The 24,163-nt window shown below is 43.6% G+C and carries 22 protein-coding genes; 9 read left to right on the top strand and 13 right to left on the bottom strand.

Annotation, left to right across the window (positions count from 1 at the left end; all coding sequences use genetic code 11):
• Positions 1 to 27: 27 nt before the first annotated feature.
• The 5 genes from NIES208_RS07095 to NIES208_RS07075 form a co-directional block, all read right to left on the bottom strand.
• Positions 28 to 2,019, bottom strand: coding sequence for an alpha-amylase family glycosyl hydrolase (locus NIES208_RS07095; RefSeq protein WP_075891173.1), 1,992 nt, complete (start codon positions 2,017 to 2,019; stop codon positions 28 to 30).
• 173 nt (positions 2,020 to 2,192) lie between these two features.
• Positions 2,193 to 3,074 carry a carbohydrate kinase family protein gene (locus tag NIES208_RS07090; protein WP_075891171.1) on the bottom strand — a complete coding sequence of 294 codons (882 nt, stop codon included), beginning with the start codon at positions 3,072 to 3,074 and terminating at the stop codon, positions 2,193 to 2,195.
• Positions 3,075 to 3,119: 45 nt separating this feature from the next.
• Positions 3,120 to 3,959, bottom strand: a complete 840-nt coding sequence (locus tag NIES208_RS07085; protein ID WP_075891169.1) for an HAD-IIB family hydrolase — start codon at positions 3,957 to 3,959, stop codon at positions 3,120 to 3,122.
• 5 nt (positions 3,960 to 3,964) lie between these two features.
• The gene (locus NIES208_RS07080) at positions 3,965 to 6,118 is read right to left on the bottom strand and encodes an HAD-IIB family hydrolase (RefSeq protein ID WP_075891167.1); all 2,154 of its coding nucleotides are present in this window, start codon (positions 6,116 to 6,118) and stop codon (positions 3,965 to 3,967) included.
• A gap of 544 nt (positions 6,119 to 6,662) precedes the next feature.
• Positions 6,663 to 6,926 (bottom strand): hypothetical protein, encoded by a 264-nt coding sequence (locus NIES208_RS07075; RefSeq protein WP_075891165.1) that lies wholly within the window; start codon positions 6,924 to 6,926, stop codon positions 6,663 to 6,665.
• 275 nt (positions 6,927 to 7,201) lie between these two features.
• Between NIES208_RS07075 and NIES208_RS07070 the strand changes: the two genes are divergently transcribed.
• Positions 7,202 to 8,659, top strand: a complete 1,458-nt coding sequence (locus NIES208_RS07070; RefSeq protein WP_075891163.1) for a diguanylate cyclase domain-containing protein — start codon at positions 7,202 to 7,204, stop codon at positions 8,657 to 8,659.
• A 95-nt stretch (positions 8,660 to 8,754) separates the two neighbouring features.
• On the opposite strand, the gene NIES208_RS07065 is transcribed toward NIES208_RS07070, so the two are convergent.
• Both NIES208_RS07065 and hemF read right to left on the bottom strand, forming a co-directional pair.
• Positions 8,755 to 9,159 (bottom strand): STAS domain-containing protein, encoded by a 405-nt coding sequence (locus NIES208_RS07065; RefSeq protein ID WP_075891161.1) that lies wholly within the window; start codon positions 9,157 to 9,159, stop codon positions 8,755 to 8,757.
• 208 nt (positions 9,160 to 9,367) lie between these two features.
• On the bottom strand, positions 9,368 to 10,402 hold the full coding sequence (gene hemF, locus NIES208_RS07060; protein WP_075891159.1) for an oxygen-dependent coproporphyrinogen oxidase: 1,035 nt from the start codon (positions 10,400 to 10,402) through the stop codon (positions 9,368 to 9,370).
• Between the two features lie 411 nt (positions 10,403 to 10,813).
• Here hemF and NIES208_RS18915 point away from each other — a divergent pair, with 411 nt between their 5' ends.
• Positions 10,814 to 10,975 (top strand): hypothetical protein, encoded by a 162-nt coding sequence (locus NIES208_RS18915; protein WP_171971735.1) that lies wholly within the window; start codon positions 10,814 to 10,816, stop codon positions 10,973 to 10,975.
• Between the two features lie 431 nt (positions 10,976 to 11,406).
• On the opposite strand, the gene psb34 is transcribed toward NIES208_RS18915, so the two are convergent.
• Positions 11,407 to 11,583, bottom strand: a complete 177-nt coding sequence (psb34, locus tag NIES208_RS18545) for a photosystem II assembly protein Psb34 (RefSeq protein WP_139325007.1) — start codon at positions 11,581 to 11,583, stop codon at positions 11,407 to 11,409.
• Positions 11,584 to 11,692: 109 nt separating this feature from the next.
• The gene (locus NIES208_RS07055) at positions 11,693 to 12,484 is read right to left on the bottom strand and encodes an ABC transporter permease (protein WP_075891157.1); all 792 of its coding nucleotides are present in this window, start codon (positions 12,482 to 12,484) and stop codon (positions 11,693 to 11,695) included.
• 261 nt (positions 12,485 to 12,745) lie between these two features.
• Here NIES208_RS07055 and NIES208_RS07050 point away from each other — a divergent pair, with 261 nt between their 5' ends.
• The 3 genes from NIES208_RS07050 (at position 12,746) to NIES208_RS07040 (ending at position 14,779) form a co-directional block, all read left to right on the top strand.
• Entirely contained in the window at positions 12,746 to 13,597 is an 852-nt protein-coding gene (locus tag NIES208_RS07050; RefSeq protein ID WP_075891155.1) for a hypothetical protein, read from the top strand.
• A 152-nt stretch (positions 13,598 to 13,749) separates the two neighbouring features.
• On the top strand, positions 13,750 to 14,040 hold the full coding sequence (locus NIES208_RS07045; protein ID WP_216349376.1) for a hypothetical protein: 291 nt from the start codon (positions 13,750 to 13,752) through the stop codon (positions 14,038 to 14,040).
• Positions 14,041 to 14,167: 127 nt separating this feature from the next.
• Positions 14,168 to 14,779, top strand: a complete 612-nt coding sequence (locus tag NIES208_RS07040) for a hypothetical protein (RefSeq protein WP_075891153.1) — start codon at positions 14,168 to 14,170, stop codon at positions 14,777 to 14,779.
• 396 nt (positions 14,780 to 15,175) lie between these two features.
• Here the strand turns inward: NIES208_RS07040 and NIES208_RS07035 are convergent, their stop codons facing one another.
• Positions 15,176 to 15,775 carry a PspA/IM30 family protein gene (locus NIES208_RS07035; protein WP_075891151.1) on the bottom strand — a complete coding sequence of 200 codons (600 nt, stop codon included), beginning with the start codon at positions 15,773 to 15,775 and terminating at the stop codon, positions 15,176 to 15,178.
• A 57-nt stretch (positions 15,776 to 15,832) separates the two neighbouring features.
• Positions 15,833 to 17,017, bottom strand: a complete 1,185-nt coding sequence (locus NIES208_RS07030) for a hypothetical protein (protein ID WP_075891149.1) — start codon at positions 17,015 to 17,017, stop codon at positions 15,833 to 15,835.
• A 300-nt stretch (positions 17,018 to 17,317) separates the two neighbouring features.
• On the opposite strand from NIES208_RS07030, the gene NIES208_RS07025 reads away from it, so the two are divergent.
• Together NIES208_RS07025 and NIES208_RS07020 are read left to right on the top strand one after the other, a co-directional pair.
• Complete coding sequence (locus NIES208_RS07025; protein ID WP_075891147.1) at positions 17,318 to 19,066, top strand: EAL domain-containing response regulator; 1,749 nt, start codon at positions 17,318 to 17,320, stop codon at positions 19,064 to 19,066.
• A 273-nt stretch (positions 19,067 to 19,339) separates the two neighbouring features.
• Positions 19,340 to 20,095 carry a phycobilisome rod-core linker polypeptide gene (locus NIES208_RS07020; protein ID WP_075891145.1) on the top strand — a complete coding sequence of 252 codons (756 nt, stop codon included), beginning with the start codon at positions 19,340 to 19,342 and terminating at the stop codon, positions 20,093 to 20,095.
• A gap of 686 nt (positions 20,096 to 20,781) precedes the next feature.
• Here the strand turns inward: NIES208_RS07020 and NIES208_RS07010 are convergent.
• Positions 20,782 to 21,354, bottom strand: coding sequence for a thylakoid membrane photosystem I accumulation factor (locus NIES208_RS07010; RefSeq protein WP_216349375.1), 573 nt, complete (start codon positions 21,352 to 21,354; stop codon positions 20,782 to 20,784).
• Here NIES208_RS07010 and NIES208_RS18910 point away from each other — a divergent pair.
• Positions 21,353 to 21,526, top strand: a complete 174-nt coding sequence (locus tag NIES208_RS18910; protein WP_171971734.1) for a hypothetical protein — start codon at positions 21,353 to 21,355, stop codon at positions 21,524 to 21,526. The genes NIES208_RS07010 and NIES208_RS18910 overlap by 2 nt on opposite strands.
• Positions 21,519 to 22,442 carry a type II secretion system F family protein gene (locus NIES208_RS07005; RefSeq protein ID WP_075891139.1) on the top strand — a complete coding sequence of 308 codons (924 nt, stop codon included), beginning with the start codon at positions 21,519 to 21,521 and terminating at the stop codon, positions 22,440 to 22,442. Before NIES208_RS18910 ends, NIES208_RS07005 begins: the two co-directional genes overlap by 8 nt.
• On the opposite strand, the gene NIES208_RS07000 is transcribed toward NIES208_RS07005, so the two are convergent.
• A complete protein-coding gene (locus tag NIES208_RS07000; protein ID WP_075891137.1) occupies positions 22,439 to 23,782 on the bottom strand; it encodes a UDP-N-acetylmuramoyl-tripeptide--D-alanyl-D-alanine ligase in 1,344 nt (447 codons plus the stop codon). The genes NIES208_RS07005 and NIES208_RS07000 overlap by 4 nt on opposite strands.
• Positions 23,783 to 24,163: the final 381 nt, after the last annotated feature.

Here is a 24,163-nt window from a genome sequence, read left to right as displayed (position 1 = left end):
GAATTTGTTGATTCATTCGTTAATTCATTAATTAATAATAGCCCCATCAAAACTTGGTCTTTCATCTTCAATCAGCCAATAAAAAGCAAACGGTGGCAGAACCAATTGGCGATCAAAAATTTCCGGTGGCTTACCAGAGTAAAGATTAGTCAGCAAATCCCGTTGACTACAATCAAACGGATAACAATCAAAAGTATCTAAATCCAAATATTGGTAAGTCGCTGAAAAATTACCGACAACTAAAACATTATTTTGTCGTTTTGTTTGCGTACGAACGAAGGCAAAAATATGCTCATTATTTATATTTAGCATGACACGATTATTAAAATCAGCAAAAGACTTTGTCTTTTTCCTCACCTGAATCATGCGTTGTAAAGCTGTAAAAATTTGATATTCAATCGTACCCTTGACCTTGCGCAATTCCGCCTTTTGCCAATTGATTTTTGGGCGATGTGCCCAACGCGTATCATTTGCCTTACTCAAATTACCCACATAGGAATAATCATTAAACGTACCAATTTCGTCGCCATAATAAATTAACGGAATGCCGCCAAAAGAACAGATCATACTGTGTAGCAATAAAATATGTTGAACACAAAGCTGAATTTTTTCATGATCCTGTTGTTCACAAGCTGTCTCTAAGCCAATCAAAGAAGTTAAAGTTCCCGACAGTCTGGCATCATTATTTTTCGGATTTTGTCCAAACAATAAACCCCTAGCGTCAGTCCCTTCAAATTGTCCAGTGAAATATTTAATCAAAAATTCCCGGTGGGATCGCGGCTCATAGCCCGCTTGGGCAATATCTGCATCGGTAAAGCCTAGGCCAATATCATCGTGACAACGAATGTAATTTAACCAAGTGGCTCGTTGTAGTTTTTCGGGAATATTCTTTAAACCTTGTACTAATAATCGTGTGTTTTTTGTGGCAACAGCATCCCAAAGTAAGGCCATAAAAGTTGCGTTATAGGCAATTTCACATTCCTTTGCTTGAATGGCATCTTCACCGAAATATCTCACAATTTCCATCGGTGCAACGATCGCCTCAGCAATGAAAATGACACCCGGTGACGTAATTTGACAACAGTCTTTAAAGATTTGCAAAATAATATGGGCTTCTTCTTCATTTTGACTATAACTACCTAATTTTTTCCAAAGAAAAGCAACGGCATCTAGGCGTAAAATATCAATACCTTGGTTGCCCCAAAATAAAATAATATCTACCATCTCAATTAAGACAGCGGGATTTTGATAGTTTAAATCCCATTGATAGCTGTTAAAAACAGTCATTACCCATTTATTTAGTTTGTCGTCCCAAGTGAAATTTCCGGGAGATGTTTCGGGGAAGACTTCTGGCAAGCTTTTCTCAAACATATCGGGAATATCCCGACTATCAAACATATAATAATATTTCTGATAGGTTTCATCGCCTTGACGGGCTTTTTCTGCCCATTCATGTTCGTCGGAAGTATGATTAACGACAATATCTAGGGCTAGTAAAATCTCCCTTTGACGCATCTTTTGGGCGAGGTTTAGGAGATCTTCTAAATCACCTACTTTTTGATTGATTTTGCGATAGTTGCTAACAGCGTAGCCACCGTCACTAGCGTTTTGTGGACATTCTAGGATCGGCATTAGGTGGACTAAATTAATGCCTAGTTCTGTAAAGTAATCTAGTTTGGTTTGCAGGTCTGGTAAGTCATCGGCAAAGCCATCAACGTACAATGGCATACCGACCCATGTCGAGTTGAGAAACCAATTAAAGTCTTTTTCTCGGGCTAGATCAACGGCTCGTAATTCTGGCGATCGCCGAATGTATTGTCGAGCCATTACGGCGACTAATTTTTCTAATTGTTCTTTAAAGTCATGGCGGCGACCGTAAAGTTTTTGAAAGAGGGAAAAAAGACTATAGAAATTGGCTCCGAGACGAGTATAAAAGTGGTTGAGTTCTTGGTCTTTTAATTCTGGTTCGAGGTGGTCGAGAATTTCATTCAAAATTGAATGGGACAACTGTTCGTACATGAAAAAACTGCCTTATGTTGCGAGCCGAGTAGTAGGTGAAAAGGTAGCGGGGAATGGTTCGAGGTGATTTGCTGGGGTAATGGGAGCTCGAACGACTAACTGACTGTTTATACCGCTTGGCCTTTCGTCATTAAGTATAAATTGATCGTTCCAGAAAATTGATGATTGCAAAGCTAAAACCATGCATCTTGAAAGAGTTGGTAAAAATTCTTATCGGTGGTGGTTGCCCCTTGAATGCCAACGATGGCGCTAGCAAAGGTTTGTGCCCTTTCTAAGGTTTGTGCCAAAGGCCAGTTTAAGGAGATCCCCAGCAATAAGATGCTACAAAAAGCGTCTCCAGCACCGACAGTATCCACAACAGTCGTCGTTTTATCCGGTTTGATGTTGAGGCGATCGCCCTGTCGAGGGATGAGAGTTGCCCCAGCAGCCCCTTCAGTCAGCAGAATATATTCCGTATTTCTTTGCTCAAATAAAGTCGCTATTTGCTCATCTCTATCCTGTAAATTAGGGACGAGAGCCGGCAATTCTTCGTCATTAAGCTTCAGCCAAGTCGTTTCTGATAAAAAGTGTTGAATCGTCTCCGCCGTCCACCAAGGATCACGGAAATTAACATCAAAAAAAACTGTTCCCGAAATCGATGTTTTCAAAGTGGCTAAAGCTTGCTTTGATATATCATTTCGAATGGCTAAAGAGCCATGATATAGCAATGATTTCGTCGGAAAATCTGGAAATAAATAACTATCGATATGATCGTATGCCTTTGGATGTTCAATATCATAGCTGGGCTGTCCATCTTTTAGCCTAACAGTGACAATTCCAGTCCCTAACTTTGGGTCAACTTGTACACCGTCTAGGGTCATGCCCCAATCCCCCATTGCCTGCAAAATTTTTTGCCCTGCTGAGTCATCACCGATCCGGGAAATTAGTATCGGTGCTTGGCCAAAAGCTTGTAAATGCCAAGCCACATTAAATGGTGCTCCCCCTAAAACTTTGTTACCGTCAGGGAAACAGTCCCAAAGCACTTCACCGAAGATTATGCTGGGTTGATGATTCATTGACTACCTGCTATGTCATCTCAATTTTCTGGAACGGGCGATCGCCTAACAAATTAGTGATACATACTCTGGGAAATAATGACAAATCCCTTCGACAATACCTGCACTATAATTTCCATTCAGCCCGACAAACTCACCCATCGCAAAATATAGAGTATCCTTACGCTTAAAAGATTGAATATCAGTCAGCAGTTGTTGCTTTAAATCACGGGGAGCATTGGCGACGACGATAGATTTAATAGGACTAATCAGCACATCACGATCATTACCACTATCCCCAGAGAAAATCGTATTGTATAGATAAAAGTCGTGATTCTTCATCAAAAAAGTAATCGCTTCGTATTTATTGGCACGATGGGGCAAAATATCTAACAAGCCAATATCTGCCTGTTCATCAATACTCCAGATGAAATTCGCCCTGATTTTTGCCATCTCAAATTCATTTTTTACTTGGGAAATAATCGACTGAATCGATGCATCCAAATTGATGTAACAACTCAGTTTATGTAAACCTTGCTTTGCTGATTCCTGTAAACGACAATCAGCAATTTTTGTCGCCAATGGCGCTAAATCCTGAGCCGTTCTTTGCTGCCAATCTGCCGCCAACTCACCATCCCACTCCGGCGATCGCCGCCATTGCCCCTCTCCATCCGCTTGATAAATACTAGTCCCCACATCCGCCACAATAAAATCTGGCTGCGGTAACCCATACTCGGCGATCGCCCCTTCAATAAGCGCCAAATGACGACCCGTCACATAAGCCAAACACACATGGGGCTGACTCACCACTTTGGCAAAATAATCCCTCGCCCTCGGCGACTCCGGCTGTTGACCATTAGGAATCAAAGTACGATCAAGATCCGTACAAAGTAATAATTTATCCATCACACCTAACCCACTTCCAGCTTCGCCACATCACACAATTCGAGAAAATTAAAATGCTCAATACCATCTAAAATCCCAGCAGCAAACTGTTGCTCCGAGAAATAAATAGGCTCAACCTTTGCCAAATCCGATAGCTCCTCCTGATGGCGATTTGCCACAACAACAGACAGCGTATTACCAAGCATCATATCTTCATCAGCACCAGAACCACCAACTGCCAAAATACGCTCCAGAGGAATACCCCAACGCTCTGCAAACCAGCGCAATGCATAGCCCTTTGAAGCCCTAATTGGCGTAATATCCAAATATTGACCAAAAGAAACAAAAAGATTTACATTCTGCTCATTTTGTAACAGTAAACGCTTAATTTGATCAATAGACGGCGCAAGCTCTGGATCATAAAAATAACTAATCTTATAAGCCGTTTGACTCTCTTGACTTTGAATATTTAAACCCACCATTGTAGACAATAGCTTAACAATTCGCTTACGATTCCAGCGATAGTCAATATGAGTTTGCCAAGCCTCATCTTTCGTTAGACTTTTACCATAGTACATCTCAGTACCCAAACCCGTAATCAAAACATCAGGCTGAGGAATACCGAGGCCACGAATTGCCTTTAGCGCCGACTCTAATCGACGGCCAGTAGCAATACAAAAACTAATATTCTTTTGGTTATTCTCTAAAACCTCAACCAACTCTTCTAAAGAGTCAGAAGAACCCAATAAATTTTGATCAAGTGTCGTAATAATTGCACCAGTATGGAAAAGCTTATTACGAGGTGCAACAGACTCTAATTTAGCATCAACCTTTCTTTCAAATAAAGGCTGCAATACTTCTAGATAGCTCTCTATATGAGATTCCCAAGTATAGTATTTCTTGATATTCTCCAAGCCATTTTGAGCAAACTTTTGCCACTGCTCACTCTCACCTAAAATTTTTAGTAGCTGAGCAGCAATATCCTTTGTATCTAGCGGATCAATCAGATAGCCATTTTGACAATTTCTAATAATATCAACAGGACCACCATCTTTCGTCGCAACAATTGGCAATCCACTGGCCGCAGCCTCAATTAAAGTCAAACCAAAAGGTTCTGTGAGGGCCGGATTGATAAAGACCCCCTTTGAAAGAGCCGCAAGACGATAAATTCCACTGATTTCTTCAAAGGTTAAATGTTTAGGATAGGCAACCTTACCATAGAGGTTATAGCGGTCAATAGCCAAGAGCAAATCAATAAAAATAGTTTGGGCATTTGCCTCAAGGTTACGAATGTCTTCACGTGTACCAGAAAAAATCACAAGATTTGCTTTTTCTTGTAATTCTGGCGATTCCCCAAAGGTTTCAATTAAAACTCGAATATTTTTGCGTTGATCAAGGCGTGATAAAGCTAAAACAATGGGTTTATTGGGTTCCCGAAGAAAAGATCTGAGGCGATGAAATAAAGGATGTTCCCACTCTGTACCATCAGCTGGGTGAAATCTCTCTAAATCAGTTCCCGGCGGTACAATGCGCATCCGATCCGGTGTGTAGAAATCGTATTGGGCATATTGTTCAATGATTTCTTGATTCGTACTGGTAATCACGCGCTGGGCTGAGGCGAGGGTATTTTCTTCGGCATTAATACGACGGGTGATATTGTAGCGAGCTTCGATGGTTTCTCTATTTATGCCGCTCGCAAGCAAACGTTTACGCTTACTACGTCCTAAAGAATGGCCTGTATGGACAAGGGGTATTTCAAGTTGGTTGGAAAGACGAACTCCCACATATCCAGCATCGGCGTAGTGGGTATGGATGATATCTGGAAGACGGTCTTGGGCTTTTAGATAGGTGAGGGCATTATCAGCAAAGTTGTCCAAATAATCCCAGAGGTCTTCTTTACGAAGATAGTCGTCACAGCCGCAGGAAATACGAACAATGTGAGCTTTGTTGTTAATGGCTTCAAGGGGCTGGGCATAATCTTTGCTTACTGTCTCGTCGTCAATGAGCTTCGTCATCAGGTCGACTTTTCCAATCACTGGCGAGGTGGATAGGGCTTCTGCTAGCTCAACGACATATTTGGTCTGACCACCAGTATCTGAGTCTCGCCCTAGTTCAAGTTCAGTACTCCGAATAAGGCCGTGAATACTGATTAATAAAATATATTTTTCTTGATTAGCCATAGATGTTTTAATGTCACCTGAAATCAACGAAAAGCACTATCGGAAAAGGGTTTATGGGGTCTTCCAATTGCGTCTCAGTCTGTGCGAATATTGTTTATGATAACGCACTAGCAGCCCCGTTAGATGGGTCAATAATCTCCTAGCATAATCTTAAAAAACATCCTGTCTCTTTCGATGGAAAGGACAAAAATCTTCAGATTTTTTTTAGTATTACCTTGTTCTCTTTTGTTGCTTTGTCATTTTTTAAGAAAAACAATCTTCTTCAACAAATAGATATTTAGAAATAAGTAGATATTGAGAAATAAAAAATAGGGTCAGGCTATTTTCTATCAAGTAGTATCTGTAATGTATTGGTCGGGATGTAATTCAAAAAGAATAAAAGGTTATGGTTTTTTTGCTTGGTATTGTTTTGGATTCTTCTGTTTATATATGGGTTTCTTTGATTTTTTAAGGTAAAAAAACTGATATTTAAGATGTTTTAAAAAATATTTACTCTGGATTTTGCTGGGGATTTGCGGATATTCATCGGTAATGCTTGTCCACTTTATGGGGGCTTTTTCAATAATGTCTGTTGATTTTTGTCTTGTGTTAGGACAATGGTTTTTTCTGCGATTTCTGGTTTAGTTGCTGGTGGTTTTGTCGTTGGGGATAGGTGTTTCTCTGGAAGGGTATTGTAGTTTGGGAAGGTCTGGAGGGAGGCGATCGCCACGGTGAGCATACTGGTCGAACCCAGCAGTATTTTGCCCAAGTCGGCGTTGGGATCCCGTTCACTAGGGCCAAACCGTCCTACCAACAGGGGAGCGCCCATAGCTTAATTACGCCATTATCAAAAGTGTTTTTTTGCCGCGTTAATATACCTCCAACCTCTGTAGAATAAACCCCTGCTAGCAATAAGATAAGTAACTTAAAACAAATTGTGAAATCATTCCCTAAACATACGGATCGTTAGCCAAAATGGTCGTAGAAGACAGCACTAACTCGGTGAATCAGTCTATACTTCGCGATGCGATGTTAATTGACATAATGCAAGCATTCTCAGGATCCGAGGACATAACCTTTTAGTTTTTGGGCATCTCGTTATCCATGAAAGATAAAGAACAGACTATGATTCAGGCATTTATCGACTCCTTTGATTGGGGAGTATTGGTAAGTCTTGATCGCCAAGGGCAGATATTAATTAACGATGCGTTTGTTCAAGCTTTTCGGATTCCTCGTGAAGTGCGTTATGAGATGTCCTATGAGAGCCAAATAAGTTACATCGGTAGTTTGTTTCGGGACGAAGAAGAGTTTATCCATGAGGTGCATGATACTGAAACCCAGCCTCTACTAGAAACTCAAGAGCTTTTACATACTATTGATGGCCGTAGTTTTGAGGTTTCAAGCAAGCCTATCCGTCTTGAACAGTTAGTTCTTGGGCGCATTTGGCAGTTTCGTGGCTCGGCAGGTCTCCAATTTGATCATCATGGTGCTGCTTTCGTTGTCAAAAAAAGACAAGAGCTGTTGACAATGTTGGTATCGCAAACGATTCAAAAGCGATCGCCAAAGGAAATTCTACGCAATGTTGTCAACCATATTGGTCAGGTTTTTGCTGTAGAAAGGGCAATCATTTATCAGTTAGACGGAAAAGCACCGGAGGGAATGCGCTTTGAATGGTCGGTGAGGGCCTACGATGCAGGCTATAAAGATTACTACACTTATTTTCAAAATAATCCTTGGGTCTGGAATTTTTATAGTCAATTGCAATGCAACCATGTAGAAACAACAAAGAACGAATCAGTCCGTAAAATTAACACCCTCTTGCAACAGCTTCAGGTAAAAACCTGTCTGAGTTTTCCGATTATTGTCCAAGAACATCTTTGGGGAGTGTTATTGCTCCATAGCTGTTATCAACAACGGGAATGGCTCGCTGAAGAAATTGAATTTATTGAAGTTCTGAGTAATCAAATGGCGATCGCCATCCATCAATACGAGCTCGATCAACAACTGACTAGCAGCAAACAGAAGATCGAAGCTAGCAATACCACCGATGAACTGACTCTGATTCCCAACGCCCGCCGTTTTGAGCAAGTTTTAGAAAAAGAATGGCAACGCCTTGCCCGCGAAGATTTACCGCTAACGGTGATGTGGTGCAAGATTGATCATTTTGATCTTTACTACGAAGTTTATGGCGAAGAACTCGCACAAAAATGTCTGCAACAAGTATCCTGGGCGATCGCCCTTGTCTGTCAACGACCTGCCGATTTAGTCGCTCGATGTAGCCCAGAAGAATTTGGCATAATTTTACCCAATACCGACCTAGATGGCGCGTTATTCCTCGCCGATCAAATCCTCTCCAGTATTCCCAAGCTCAAAATTAATCATCTCCAGTCTCCCATCAATGAATATGTGACTATTAGCATTGGCATCAACTCCATTGTGCCAACCCTAGCCATGTTGCCAACAGATTTAGTGAAATCAACCCGTAAGGCTTTACAACAGGCGATCGCCTCAGGCGGTAACCGTATTAATCTCGGAGAAATGCTTTCAGTTGCAGACCGCTAAAACCTGACCCTGATGCCATAGAGTAGATGTCTCGTTCACCAACATAAACAGACCCTCTACTCGCTCTTGAATTTTAAAATAGTAACCCGCATATTTTACATTGCAGCCTTAGACTCATTGCCGCCAGAAGCCGTTGCCTGACGACCGCGGGGAACTGTTTCCAGCGCTTCTTTTTGCGTCTCGTAAATCTCAAAAACAGAGTCCATCATGGTGACTTCAAAAACTAGACGAGATTCAGGATGAACTTCGCAAATTCGGAAACTACCTTGATTTTTATCAGCATCACGCATGCCAGCGACAAGGGCCGTTAGACCCGAACTGTCGACAAAACTCACCTGGCTAAGGTTAATCACGACATGGGGACTCAGCTTGGAAATACATTGTTGTAGCTCTAGGCGAAATTGCCATGCTGTTCTGATATCAAGCCGTCCACTTGGAGTCAAAACAATAATTGTTGTTCCGTCTGATGCAGTATGCGTTGCTTGTTCGATCGGAATCACACAGACCTCCCAATTGCTAAGTGCAGATAAGAGCAGCTTATAAATTCATGTCTCATCATACTCAATATTATTTGCTTCGTTGCCGATCCGCAGCAAATTTGCGCATATTTACTGAGAAATACACTAATTATTGGCTGGGCGATCGCCCATAACCGCCACCAAGCCTAGTAATATTCCCCAGTTTTTTGATGGCCAGTAACCTAATAATTTAGGATTCCTGCCAATTCGCCCAATCTTGGGGCTTCAGAAAACGCTCATAAAGTTCCGCTTCACGACTACCCGGTTCAGGGCTGTAGTTATACTGCCAGCGAACGAGGGGAGGGAGAGACATCAAAATCGACTCTGTGCGCCCATTGGTCTGTAAACCAAAAATTGTGCCACGGTCATAAACGAGGTTGAACTCAACATAGCGGCCTCGGCGATACAACTGAAACTGGCGCTCATGGTCACCATATTCAATATCTTTACGGCGCTCAATGATCGGCACATAGGCATCCAAGAAAGCACCGCCACAATCTTGGACGAAAGCAAAGATTTCTTCCCAACTTCTTGGGGGCAATTCATTGAGCTGACGACTATGCTCTGCGGCAGCTTTATTGGCTAAGGGGCCTTTATAAAGTTCACCCACACCATTTTGATAATCAAAGAACAAACCACCCACACCCCGGGTTTCGTTACGGTGCTTGAGATAGAAGTACTCGTCACACCAGCGCTTAAAGACGTTGTAATATTCGGGATGGTGGCGATCGCAAGCCGCTTTATAGGTTCGGTGAAAATGAGCCGCATCTTCAGCGAAGGGGTAGTAAGGCGTTAAATCTGCACCACCACCAAACCACCAAACAGGACCCGCCTCAAAATAACGATAATTTAGGTGCACCGTGGGAATAAAAGGACTACGGGGATGCAAAACCATAGAAGTGCCCGTCGCATAAAAATTATGACCTGCCGCTTCGGGACATTGCTTCAAGATAGAGGGAGGCAACTGTTCGCCCCAAACCTCAGAGAAATTCACACCGCCCTGCTCAAGGATATTTCCTTCGGTCATCACCCGGGAACGGCCACCGCCTCCTTCTTCTCGCTCCCAAGCATCTTCTTTGAATTTCCCTGCCCCATCAGCAGTTTCGAGTCCAGCACAAATTGTGTCTTGAATTCCTTTCATAAAGGCGCTCACACGCGCTTTGGAATCGCTGGGGGGAACGGGTTGGTCGATCAATGTCTTCTTATCTGTCTGCAGGGCTGCCATATCGCTTGAGAACTTTTAAAGAAATATTGTTAATGGGAGGAGTTGGTAAAAATACTCTCAATTGTTTTCTGTCCTAAACATCCTGAACCCTTTACGTGGCAAGGACTTTTTCGGAAAAATTTAGGGCGAAACATTATTCAGACTAACTCGAATTGGAGCATTTTCCACTCTCGAATTGTGTTGTTTGATGAAGTTCGTAACGGATTGTTAAGGAGTGGTGATCATGGCGGCTTGGGCGATCGCCCCGACAGCATCTTTAACATTTCTCAATATGGCCACCGGAGTTTTGTAAACTTTGCACCCTAGTATTTTTGTTTTAGGCAATGAGTTAATAGAATAAAACTAGGTTAAGGAATCATTAAGCCGTTTACCTTGCCTTAATACGGAATCCGCCAAGGAGGGTTACAAGCAATGACAACCCAAAGTCATGTTTCGACACCACAAAAACAGCTGTCTTGTCCTGTTTTTTTGGGAAATCAAGCGACGGAGACTCGTCTTGTCGCCCACTGGTTTACGGATAAAGAAGGTAAGCTATTTCGGTCTTGGATTCGAGAGGCGATCGCCAGTAAATAAGAACCCAAAAAGTTCGTTCTAAAAAGTTCCTTGTCAACTGGCTTTCCTTAGGAACAAAATGACAATATACATATCTTTGCCGACATTCAATGCAGAGATTGCCGTTTGCGAAAAAATAGTCAACCGAACAAAAGGAGCGATAAACATCACTCCTTTTTAAATTGAAAAAATTTAAATTGAAAAAAGCTGCATTTTTCTAAATTGCTTTAAGCCTAAAAAAGAATCTAAGAGGCATAAAAATGATGGGGGAGAACCCAGCAAAGAATTGGAGCCAATACAGCACAGGACACAGCAACAACGCCAATAACCTCAATCACTAACAGGCCATTTGTCATGGTCAAATCCTCATAATGTAAGCGAGTGATGACAATTCCATAGTAGCCCTGACTTCCATAGGCGGTGTCTGGATTGAGGTTAGCGAGTATAAAACTTTAGCTTGAGATAACAAACGTTACAGCAATCAGGGCAACGACTAGTACAGCGCCAATAATGCCGATTATGGCAGTATTTTTTTGCGCATCACCAGTTTTTGGTTCTGCTTTATACATTGTGGGTTCTACGGCAAAATTATTGAGCTTGCCGTCTTCATCTTCGATTTGATAAGCCATTTAGTAAGATTCCTTTTTTTTAAAATAAGATTTTGATGCTTTTTTATTGAGACAATTTTAGGAATTTACTTTATATTCATCGATAGAACTCAATAAAAGTTCAAGATTCTCAGGCTCCCATGCCGGCATAATGCTTTAGGCCTTTACGCCAAAAATAGCGGTTCAGGACAAAGAAAATCAGACTCCATACCGCCATCACCACAAGGCCTTCCCACAAACGTACAGGTAATCCCATGATGATCGCAGCAGGAAAATAAATAACATAGGGAAAAGGGGTGAGTAAGGCAATTTCACGCATTAATGGCGGAAAGGTTTCGAGGGGGGCAATATAGCCCGATAGAAAAATGTAAAACAAAAACCATGTTTGCTCAATGGCACTGGCTTTCTCGACCCAAAAGGCTGCCATGGCAAAGGTGTACTGCATTAAAAAACGCATACCGAAGGCGATCGCCGTCGTGAAGAGACATAGTAAAACCTGCCCAAAGGAAGGCACCCAGCGGACATCGGGATAAACAACAAAAAACACAAAAACAAGCACGGCAATAAAAGGTAGACGAGCCAGTCGCTCCGACATATGGCCAGCTAAATGTCGCCATGCAGGATCAATCGGCTGTAGCAGAGCAAATGACAGCTTACCTTCTGAAACTTCCTTTTCGAAATCCCAAATTACCCAGACCAGCGTAAATTGGCGAATCGCAAATACGGCAATAAAATACCGGGCAAAGTCCAAAGCTGACAGTTGCAGCTCTACAGAATTGGCAGCTTCTGTCCAGACCCCCAGCAAAATCATCGGTAGCGACCCGGAGAGCACCCAGAAAAAAAGTTCAGCTCGGTATTCCACCATATAGGCGTAGTAAACGCTTAGTAATGTGGTGATTTTTCGGAAAGGCGATCGCAGCATGAGATTTAGTAAAAGAAAAAAGAAAGTTAATAATCCAAGTGAAATTCTTAGCCCGTAGGACGCTTCAAAGCAAAAACTTGCAACATTTAGTCAACTATGACTGTTAGTTTCTCAAAAAAATCAAGGTATTATTGATTTAGATGGCAACATTGTCCTTGTATTAACCCTGCATCTACAGCAAGAAATACTTTTCTTGGTTCATTTCTCCTATTATTTTGTTAGCAGTCCACCCAGCATCGTGAATGTCGAGGTTTCCCCGCCATGCGTAAACTTTATTTACTCTTACCTGCCCTTGCCCTGACTATTGTTGTGGGCAGCTGTTCTTCCGGTGGGGATGAAGAGACCCCGACAGACACCTCCGGACAGCCTGCAACGGAGCAAGCCGCGCCTCCAGCAGCAACAGCGCCTGCATCCACTCCCGATCCTGCGCCTACCGCAGAAGCCGAAGATGAGGGACAGCCATCAGATATCCTCACCGGCATTAGTCTAAATCCTGTATTTATTCCTTCCACCGATCCTGATGCTCGTCGTAATGCAACGGCTGAAGGCCGCACAGATCCTTTTGCGGACATCGCATTTAGCCCAACGGTCGTCTTTGCACCAGAGCCGCCGCCAGAGCCAGTTACCCCTCCCCAAAACGTGCCATCGGTTCCTCGTGTTACTCCTCAACCCGCACCTGCGCCAACGAATAGTAACGCTAACGCTAGCGGAAACGTTGGTAATGGAAATAATAATGCGTCATTAGTGAGTCTTGGTGCAGATCCTACCGGTAGCTCGGTTTCTTCAACTTTGGATTTTTCCCCTGTTTTACCGGCAGCACCGATCGCGCAACTTGCAGAGGAAACGCAGGTAACAGGCATTATTCAGCTCAACGGTGTAGACAACATTATGGTTAAGGCACCCAATGAAGAGTTTAGCCGCTATGTTCAAGTGGGTGATTTTATTGCTGACGGTCAAGTTAAGGTGAAGCGGGTTGATTTCCGCCGCAATTCTCCCGTTGTTGTTCTTGAGCAATTAGGGATTGAGGTTTATAAAGAGATTGAAGATGTGTTACTCGCTGATCGGAGTGGTAGCCAGTCCACTGGGTCAGAGGTTGAGGCTTCTGAGGGTTAATGTATTCAGCTAGGTTGGTTGTCTGTTCCTAAAGCTCGAATGGTATTAATAATTTAATACATTAATAATATTGATAGCGGGTCGCCTTCGGTTTCTGGGGCGGCTTCTGCTTTAGGGGTAGAATTGGGAGTCATTGTGTTCTGCTTTCCGTAATGATGCAAAAGACCCTCCCTGAAACGATCGCCGAAAAACTTATTTTAAAAGGGTTATCTCTGGCTGTTTACCGCGAAGTGGCAGCCCATCTTAGACAGATTGTCGGGCTAGAGGTTGAACTCGAACCCCAGCGATCGCCCGCATTTGATTATCATCAAAGTCAAATTGGCGCGATGATTATTCGTTATCCAGAAACATTTACCGCAGAAAAACTCCAAATCATTACAGATATTTTGACTTTTTACGGCGATCGCCATGGTCAGCAGTGGAGTCGTGAAAAGCTGAGCTAATCGACCACAGCCCGTTAGTAAAAAATCCCAATAGCAAAGTAAACTCTTACAATTGGCACAGAAATGGATCTCTTTGCGTCAAAAACAAGAGAACGAATATTTTGTGTTTAGAGGAGCCGATTCGTCGATGAAAAACATTACATACTTGATGCCAGTTGTGGCGATCGCCCTAGCGACAGTCAATGCATCCCCAGCTCAAGCCCAGCAAGTGGGCGAATTTTCTATCCCCGCAGCAACCCACCAGAACCAAGCCACAACCATTTCCACTGAACCAATCACGATCGCCCAAGGTCGCGAACGCTACCCAGAAACTAGCGCATCTGAAAAATACAGCTACGTTGGTATCGGTGCGAATATTGGTCTCAGTGACGAAGACAAAGGCGTTGCAGATGGTGGCTTTGCCGTCATTAGTAAAGTGGCGATTACGAACAATATCTCTGTCCGTCCCGGCGTTTCTTTCGGTGACGATGCAGTCATTACTGTGCCCATTACCTATGATTTTACGCTGCGTGGCCGTGACCCCTTTGTCGAAAATTCATTTACGCCCTACATCGGCGGTGGTGTCGCTTTTGATACTGGTAGCGATGAAGATGCTGATTTTCTTGTGACCGGTGGCATGGACTATCGTTTTGCGAAAAATTGGGTCGGGAATCTTGGGGTAAATGTTGGCTTTGCCGATGATAATACCGATATTGGTGTGGTATTTGGTGTCGGATACGCTATTCCCCACCGTAATTAATTGCTGAGAAAACCGGTGGTTATTTCCAGTTATAGTAGTTTCGAATCAGAAATAGAATTCTTTTGTTCGCTAAAGTCTAAGGGAAAATTAGTGTCAGTGGCATAGCTTTCTGCAACTCTTTCCCCATAGGAAAAACTGCCCCAAGGAAGGACAGAAGAGAGTCTCTAGACCTTATTCGAAATGACTATAAAAGAAAGTACAATAGGTCGATTTTCTAAAATCTTTATTCCATGGAAATTTAAAGGATTAACTTTCTCAGATTTAGTCGAAATAACTATCCCAGTATTGTTATCAGCTAATTTAGCCTGCACCTCTCGGAAATGAGAGGTTTTTTTGTGCCTATTAAAAACCGGGCAAACCCATTCTGTTTAGCTGCTAGAAGTCTCAATTATCCTATTACTCGGCTAAGTTAGCACGTTTTTCAAGGGCGAGAAATTTGGCTTCAAGGGAATCATGGAGATCATTTTCTGCTTCTAAAGACCACATTGATGCTTCAAGGTTGGCGATCGCCGGCTCTAGTATACCGGCTTCCATTTCAGCCCTGAGACGGTGCAATTGCTGTTGAGCTAGCGCAGATCGAATGCGGGAAATGTACATTTCTTTTTGCATTTTTATCTGATTGATTTTTGTTTCTAGATCGCGCAAATTTTCCCGGACATCTTCAATAAATATTTTTTGCTCTTGTCCTTGCTTTGTTAGATTCGTGGCGACTGTTTGATAGCTATGACTGCGGGCGATCGCCTCTTTACTCAGCAGTTCGTCGCCGTAGGCCAAAGCCATTTGCGCCCGATTTTGCCACCGTTGCACCAAAATAATCGCCTGTTGCCGCTGACGATCAACCCGTTTAGAACTAGCAACAGCCTGGGCTACGCTACGCCGCATTTGAATTAACTTTTGCTCCATTTCCCAGAGGGTTTGCTCAAGGATAATTTCCGGATTTTCTTCATCCCGAAACAGCCGATATACACCTTGTCGAAAATTTCCGAAGAAGCCCATTATTCCAACCTTTAGCCCTCTAAATTCAATCTAACGTATTTTTTGAGAGCATTTAGTTTATGGCGCTGGCGTGAGTTGGTGATGGTAAATTTCTGCGGCAATTTGGGCACTCCTAAATTTCTGCACAAGGGATTCTGCCGCTCCAGCAGTGGACACTTCGGCGAGTTGAATCGCTCGCCCGGTGGGAAAAGTCCGTATAAAAGCGTCGCTTACTTGGGTTTGTGCCTTCGTCAAAGCTGGCGAACTGGTATTACGGAAAATGACATAGTAATAATCAATCTTCAGACCATCAGGAGTAACTAACGGCGTTGCCGTAGTCGGTTGGGTCGCGGCAACTTGGGGGGTAACAGGAAATGGAGTGAGGGGCTGCGGACGTAACGAAGGGGGCAATAGAGCAGAGGCGAGATCCTCCCGTCCAGTGGGAGGGACAAGGGGTTCCGGTATGGGAGTTGGCTGGGGCACAGGAGTAGCCTCAGTATTTGGATTGGGGTTTGTCGATTCCGCTGTTGGGGCGATCGCCACCGCTTCATTCGGGTCAACCACACTGAGATTATCAAGACTGAGGTCCAAAAACTCTTCCGAGGCCAAATTTACCGTTGTCGGTGCAAGGGCTGGACTGACCTCACCAGTCGAAGCATCCGTTGCCTCTAAATCTGCAACATCTTGGGAAGCAGAAGGAAACAAAACATTAGGAAATAAAATTGCAAAAAGTAGCAAAGTCAAACCGACAATGCCCGCTCCCACCAGACTGGCTCGGAGGGGAGTCCACTGAACATCCTTCGCAGCACTTTCTGGAGTTTCCCCATCCCGCTCTAGGGTTTTCAGTAGCTCTTCCGAAGAATCTAAATAGTCTTGCGGCAGAACATCACGATTTTCTAAATTTAAAAGCTCTTCGTTAGCAGACTGCTCGCCGCCACCTTGCTCTTGTAAAGATTCCAGCGCTTGCAACACCTCAGGAGAATAGGAGCTCGGATTTTCAGGTGTTGGGAGAGAAATATGACTAAAACTAGAATTGGACGATGCAGTTTCTACTTCCGAAACGACATCAATCACGTCAGGTTGTGGCGCTTTGAGTTTGTTCCCCGCAAGATTAGCATGGGAGTCAACCATTTCAGGGCGATCGCCCGCCGTGACGATCTGACGACGATACCTTCTCAATTCAGAATCCAGATCAAGTTCCAAACTACCCAGAGCAGTTTCTAAAGATGGGTTATTCGAGATCGTTGAAACAGTCTGGCTCATTCGAAGGACTCCTTTTTTATTTTTTACGACTTACTTGATTACTGTTGTAATTACGGTTGAAAAAAACCGCATAAAATTGTTAAACATTGATTATTAAACATTGATTTTTAAAGGATAGCACCGAATATATGAGAATGTTTCTCCCCGAAGCACCGAGCTTAAATGATTGTTAACATAAACACTGCAACATGTTCATCCCTGTCATTCTTCACCAAGGCGCATTTAATTAAAATGTCCAGATGGTAGTCATAGTATTAAAAATGACGTCGATTTTCCCCCTAATGCTGTCATGCCTAGATAATGCCTAACATCTTACTCATTGAAGATACAGAAGTGGTACGTCTTAGTACTGCAGCAGTCCTTAGACGAGAACAGTTTGCCGTCACCACAGCGTGCAATGGTCAAGAAGGAGTGGCGATCGCCCTAGACCTCAAACCAGACCTAATACTGTGCGACGTTATGATGCCAAAAATGAATGGCTACGAAGTTTTAGAGCTCCTCAAACAAAACCCCCAAACACGCACAATCCCCTTTATTTTCCTCACCGCAAAAGACGCAAGACAAGACATCCGTCGCGGCATGCACCTCGGCGCAGACGACTATATTACCAAGCCCTTTAGTCGCCACGATCTCCTAGAGACAATCCAATCACAACTCAAGAAAAAAGCAGCCATCACCGCCCATTACGAAGACTACATTCAACGCCTAGAAGACTCCCCCACCCGCAAACAAGCTCAAGATGCCATTACCGGACTTAATAACCTTTATCACCTTTTAAACCAATTCAACTTCTTCGTAAACCGTTTAGACAATCAACAAATCCACCAGCCCCGCAGCACATTTCACCTGCCCTTCTGTCTGATTCAGCTAGAACGAAACGACACAGCCAAACAAATTTTCAACTACGAACAGTACAACCAACTACTTAGCCAAGTCTTTGTAAGAATTAGCGAACTCCTAGGGGAAAATGGCGAACTCGCACTCATTAGCGATAACGAATTTGCACTCCTACACAACCCAGTAGACAAACAACAGTACGCTAGTCAGTTGACCCAAGCCATTGTCAAATCATTTCAAACCCCCTACATCATTGACGATCAGGAAATTTTTCTCGACGCTCGCCTATGCATTAGCTTCTATCCCCGCTCCGGCCATGACCTCGATGAGCTGATCCAAGTCGCCCGCTCTACCCTGAGTAACTCAGCCAAATTTAGTGCCGAAAAATGCTTCTTTGCCGAAGGCGAAAAATACATCAATAGTCAAAAGCGCGCTGTCCTAGAAACAGAACTACACTACGCTTTAAAACGAGATCAGCTCGATGTTTTCTATCAACCACAAATTGACCTCGTTACCGGAAAAGTTTCAGGCTTTGAAGCCCTACTACGGTGGCATCACCCAGACCTCGGTCAGATTTCACCAGCGGACTTTATTCCCATCGCCGAAGAAACCGGTTTAATCCAATCAATCGGCTACTGGAGTTTACGCATGGCAGCCTCAGAAGTACGTTATTGGCAAAAAACCTACCAAGCCGATCTTCGCCTAGCCATCAACCTTTCAGGATACCAACTAAATTACGAATACATTTGCCATGACATTCTTCAGATTTTGGCAGAAGAGGACTTCAATCCAGAAGATCTTGATATTGAAATTACAGAGTCTATTTTGATTGAGGATTTTCACGTCTTAAGTGACAAGTTAAGGCAACTCCAACAGGTCGGCATTAAAGTTGCGATCGACGATTTCGGGACAGGTTACTCTTCGTTTAATTACACACGACTGTTTCCGTGGGATATTCTTAAAATTGATCGCTGTTTTGTAAATAATCTCCATAAAAGCAAAGTTAATGCAGCCATTACCAAAGGCCTGATAGAAATGTCCCATGCCCTAGGTTTCACCGTCATTGCGGAAGGTGTTGAAAATAATTCAGAATTAGCAGTACTCAATGACTATGGTTGTGACATTGTTCAGGGCTACTTTCTTGGTCGACCGGTGTCAGCAGAGATATTAGAAAAAAATATTTTCCAAAATTTTGACACCGTTAGTTACTAATTTGTTGACGTATTTTGTTGAATCAAATTGCTTTAAAATGTAGCCAATTATCCTGACTCTCATAAAAACAAGATTTGGTTTATTAGTAGCTAAAGGTCTCTAAAAATAGGCTTTTTGGGAATTTGTGCTTTAGGAATAGACAGAGACTGAAGTGGCAAGTGTTATTTTTTGTAATATTTGTTAATCTTTCTCAGGCAAAGTCCTTTACTCCTCTATGCTAATCAGTAAGAAATATTCTTTTTTCAAAGTCTTCTGATATAGCGGAGGTCTGATTTGACAATTCCATTATTACAATATGCCCCTTCTAGCCAAAATGGCCGGGTAGCGGGATATGACCCCAGAGGCGATGAGCAGGCTTTTATTTTCACCACAGAAAATGTCATTAGTAATTCTGACTGGGACGTGTTGATCGATGCTGCATATCGTCAAATTTTCTTCCACGCTTTTAAGGCGGATCGTGAGAAGTTTTTAGAGTCTCAGCTACGGAACGGCCAGATTACTGTCCGTGACTTCATTCGTGGGCTATTACTCTCTGAAACCTACCTAAACAGTTTTTATTCTAAAAATAATAACTATCGCTTCGTTGAGCAGTGTGTACAACGTGTCCTTGGACGGGATGTATACAGTGAGCGCGAGAAGATTGCTTGGTCTATCGTGATCGGCACTAAGGGTGTTGCTGGTTTCATTGATGAATTATTAGGCACTGATGAGTACCTAGATAATTTTGGTTATGATACTGTGCCTTACCAACGTCGTCGGACTTTGGCTAGCCGTGACAAAGGTGAAACTCCTTTCAACATTAAGTCTCCTCGCTACGATGCTTACTATCGTGCTCAGATTGGATTCCCACGGGTTGTTTGGCAGAATGCTGTCCGTCGCTTCCGTGCTCCTGAGGCTATGCCTAAAGCGGGCGATCCTTCGTTGCCAATGTATATGAACATGGCTCGTAGTGCGAAGATTCCTACGGTGAGTGTGCAAATTTCTACTGCGAATATTAGCTTGGCTTCTGTTCCTTACCGCAAGAGCTAATGCGAAGGTTTTTGTTATGTTTAACGAAATCTAAGTTAAGAAAAACACTTTAGTTTCTCGGCTTTTTTTACCGCCTTAAATACTATTGATATGCTGATTAGTTTGTCTTTAGTCTTTGATGGCGGTAATTTTTATGGGCAATTAGTTTTGAGAAAAATTATGGGGTCAAAGGTGTCGTGATTCTGAATAAAGAGTGGGTGACTATTTTGTTTTGTTCTGTTTTGTTTGGGGAAGCTCAGGGCTTCTGAGAGGTGGTCGCAGTTCGCGGAAAATTTGCCTCTAAGTGATTATGGGAGGCAAGGCTATGTCTTTTTTGAGCCTTGATGATTGCTGGGATTAATTGGATTTTGTCTAGATTGACTGGGGTTCTGTCTGGTTTTGTCTTCGCTCTTTGAAAGGGGGATAAATCGGGAAACAGAATTATTTTAAACAAGGGAATCATCAGTCAAGAATCGTCAATTTATGGGTTATTAATTGATTCTATGGTGGGGTTTCGTGGTTTTGAGATTGTTCTGTTCTTAAAAGGGGGGTATTTGATTTTGATGCGCAATGTTTATGTGTTGGCGATCGCCTCAACATTCTGGGCAAAACTACGGTGATTTTATCTCGTTATCCCAAAAAAAATCAGCCCTGAAGAGCTGACTTGATTTTGATTATTTTTTTAGGTTGGGTTAGGCAAAGATAAACTATTGGGGTTCGTAGCCAGAGTTGTATTCGTTGAAAGCTCGACTCGGTTTAAGGAGGTTTTTGCCTTCACGTAGTGGGAGATCAAAGAGCTTACGAAAAGTGTTGTCGATGTCGTTAAAGTCTGCTTGGCCGACTTCGTCAAATAAAACTTTACCGTTCTGGTCGAGGATGACTGTTTGGGGAATTTTGCCGGAGTAGTAATAGCCAACTTCGTCTTTGCTGTAGCTTTGTTTGATGGGAATCGAATCGACTGCCACGGGGATAATGCTAATTACTTTTTCGTAGTAAGACTGAATTTCGGAGACGATGGGGGCAAAACGCTTACTGTCGCTGTTGTCGTCAACGTAGAACACAATCAGGGCGGGTAATTGGCGATCGCGGGTTTCCTTGAGGCTCAGTCGGGGAGGAACTAGGGAACCGTTACCGGCGTAAAGCACAAAGATATTGCCGTCGTAACGATCGTCGTTCAGACCAGCCCAAGCCGGGGAGATACAGGTCGAGAGCATTGTGACTAAGACAATGCAGAAGCTAAGGAAAAGACGCATAAAAATAGATCGCCGGGCTGACATCATGGATTTTTTGACTCAAAAATCTTTACTAAAGGTCGTCACGAAAATCAATTATCGCATTAGCCTAGGAGCATGGGTAGGGCGATCGCCAAAAAACCTAAGAAGAAATACTTATCGGTGGGCAAGAAACCGTCACTATCGAGCGATTTTGGGCTTTAACGGCAGTTATGAATGAGCAGCAACAGGCAATTTTTTTTCAGGAGCTAGCAGCGATGCTCAAGGCTGGTGTGGGGATCGGTCAGGCTGTGGGACTCGCATCGATGAAGACTAAAGGGAAGGGACAGCTCCGTTGGCAACAGGTGGGCTTCCAATTGGAGCGTGGTGCAAGTTTGGCGGCGGCGTTTAAGTCTTTAGGTCAGGAATTTTCGCCTTGGGTGATGGCTGTGGTTGGCCTGGCTGAAAAAAGTGGTGCTTTGGCGATCGCCTGTGAGGATTTAGCGAAAACCTTGACGGAAATAGTGGCCCGTCGTCGTTTAATTCGTGGCATGGTGCTACGACTTTTTCGCATGGTGTGGTCATGGACAATGGTCTTTTTTTTATTGCTCGGTGGTGTGGTCACGAGTTTAAGTTTTTGGTTAGTGGCCACTGGTGTGGCGCTCGTTTTAGTCGGCTTTATTTATGGTGCAATCCACTGGCCGCCTCTCGGCGATCGCCTCCGCTATGTGCCGCCTTTTAAAAGATTATTTGCTTTCCAGACCATGATTAACCTCAGCTATTTGCAGCTGCCCCTAGATTGCGGCATCTCCCTCGGCTCAGCTTTAGATTGGCTGAAACGCGATTTTCCTGACCCAGTGATCAACCAAATGATGCGACGCGTTGAACCACAGGTGCGTCGCGGTAAGGAACTATCAGACACCGTGCAGCCCTATTGTTCACCGATGGTTGTACAGATGATTCGTACTGGCGAGGCGGCAGGGACATTATCAAAAAGTTTTGAACAAATTCGGTACTACTACCAACGGGATCTACGTCGCGCGATTCAAGTTCTTAATTTACAGGTGATGTTGATTAGTTTGGTAAGTTTTGGCTTGTTTGTCTTTTTTGCGGGTTCCCAAATGCTGGATTTATTGGTGCTAAATTTACCCAATTAATTTTCCTGTAGAGCCTTTACAACGCGATTGAGACCGACGGAGTTTGAGGCTTTAAACAGGATGCGATCGCCGGGTTTTAGCTCGGATGTTAAGGCCGTAATGAGGGCAGTATGGTCGGTAAAACATTGACTGGAAATGTTGGGTGCTGCCGTGGCGATCGCCTCCGCTACCGGTTCGTCGGCTAAGACAAACAATTGATCAAGCCGTAGCTCCTCAACTTTTGCGCCCACTTGTTGGTGGAGCTCTGGCGCAAATGCCCCTAACTCTTTCATGGTTCCGAGCACGGCAATATGGCGATCGCCCTTCGCACTTTTTAATAGCTCTAGAGCCGCCAACATCGATTCCACACCAGCATTGTAGGTTTCATCGAACAAAACAATATCGTTGGGTAACTGGATTTGCTGGGAGCGTCCCTTCGGCATCGCTAAGGAAATCCCCTGTTCGAGCTGCGCCCAACCCAAGTTTAAAACCTGCATCACACCCAATGCAGCCAAATAATTTAAGGCATGATGTTTCCCCGCTAAAGGCAGAGAAAAGATGTGATCTGCGACCGTTAACGTCCCCGCATCATCATATTCGCCCCGTAACTCACCCTTGGCCAAACCATAGGTTAGAGTGTGCCCCGACCACACCGTTTTAGCTGTCGCCATTAACCGCTCATCATCACCATTGAGAATTGCCACACTCGTATCCGGCATAAATTCCAGTAGTTCACACTTCGCGGCGGCGATCGCCTGCCGAGACCCAAGCCGACCAATGTGTGCCGTGCCAACATTTGTAATAATGCCAATTGTCGGCATAGCAATCTCAGCTAAGCGAGCAATTTCCCCTTTACCACGCATCGCCATTTCAATGACGGCAAAATCATGGTCTTTTGTAAGATTGAGCAGCGTTTTGGGCACACCGATTTCATTATTAAAATTCGCTTCCGTTTTGAGCACATTCCCTTGGGTCGCCAAAACTCCCGCAATCAATTCCTTCGTACTGGTCTTCCCCACCGAGCCCGTAATGCCAATGATCGGAATATCAACCTGCTTACGCCACCAATGGCCAAGATCTTGGTAGGCCCGTACCGTGTCCGCCACGATCCATTGCGGTAAAGTCGTCTCAACCTCTCGGCTCGTAATCACGGCGATCGCCCCAGCTGCCCCTGCCTGTGTCACATAGTCATGACCATCAAAACGTTCACCCACCAAAGCCACAAACAGATCCCCGGCACAAATTTCCCTTGTATCCGTCGAAATACTTCGTACTGTGCCATTAGCAAAATTAACAGGCGATCGCTGGAGATTTTGCCCCAAAATTTCTGTTAACAGCGATAAATCTAACGAAATACCCATAACCACCGAAAATCAAGCGCAACTTTCAGGCATCTTATGTCATTTTGTCCCACCAGTTAACCCAATCTTTCTCCCGATCAACCACAACTTACCCTAGCCCCAGCCATGGACAAAGCAAACAACCATCATAAAAAAACGAAAACACTCTCATTTACACGACAGAAAAAAACGGCGATCGCCCAGACAATCTTCACTAAATTCTTACGGTATTTTCGCAGTATCAACCCTAGGATAAAGGTAGGATAATAAGATAATCTCATCCCTAAACCCCCACAACAACTCTAAAATTTTTGACAAAACCAATATTTCACAAAAAAAAGACTTACTTAAAATAGAAATACTCCACCCACCGACTCACCCCTCCGCCTTTCTATAATTGTT

This window comes from [Limnothrix rosea] IAM M-220 (assembly GCF_001904615.1).
Lineage (GTDB): Bacteria > Cyanobacteriota > Cyanobacteriia > Cyanobacteriales > MRBY01 > MRBY01.
This window is presented reverse-complemented; position numbering and strand designations above follow the sequence as displayed.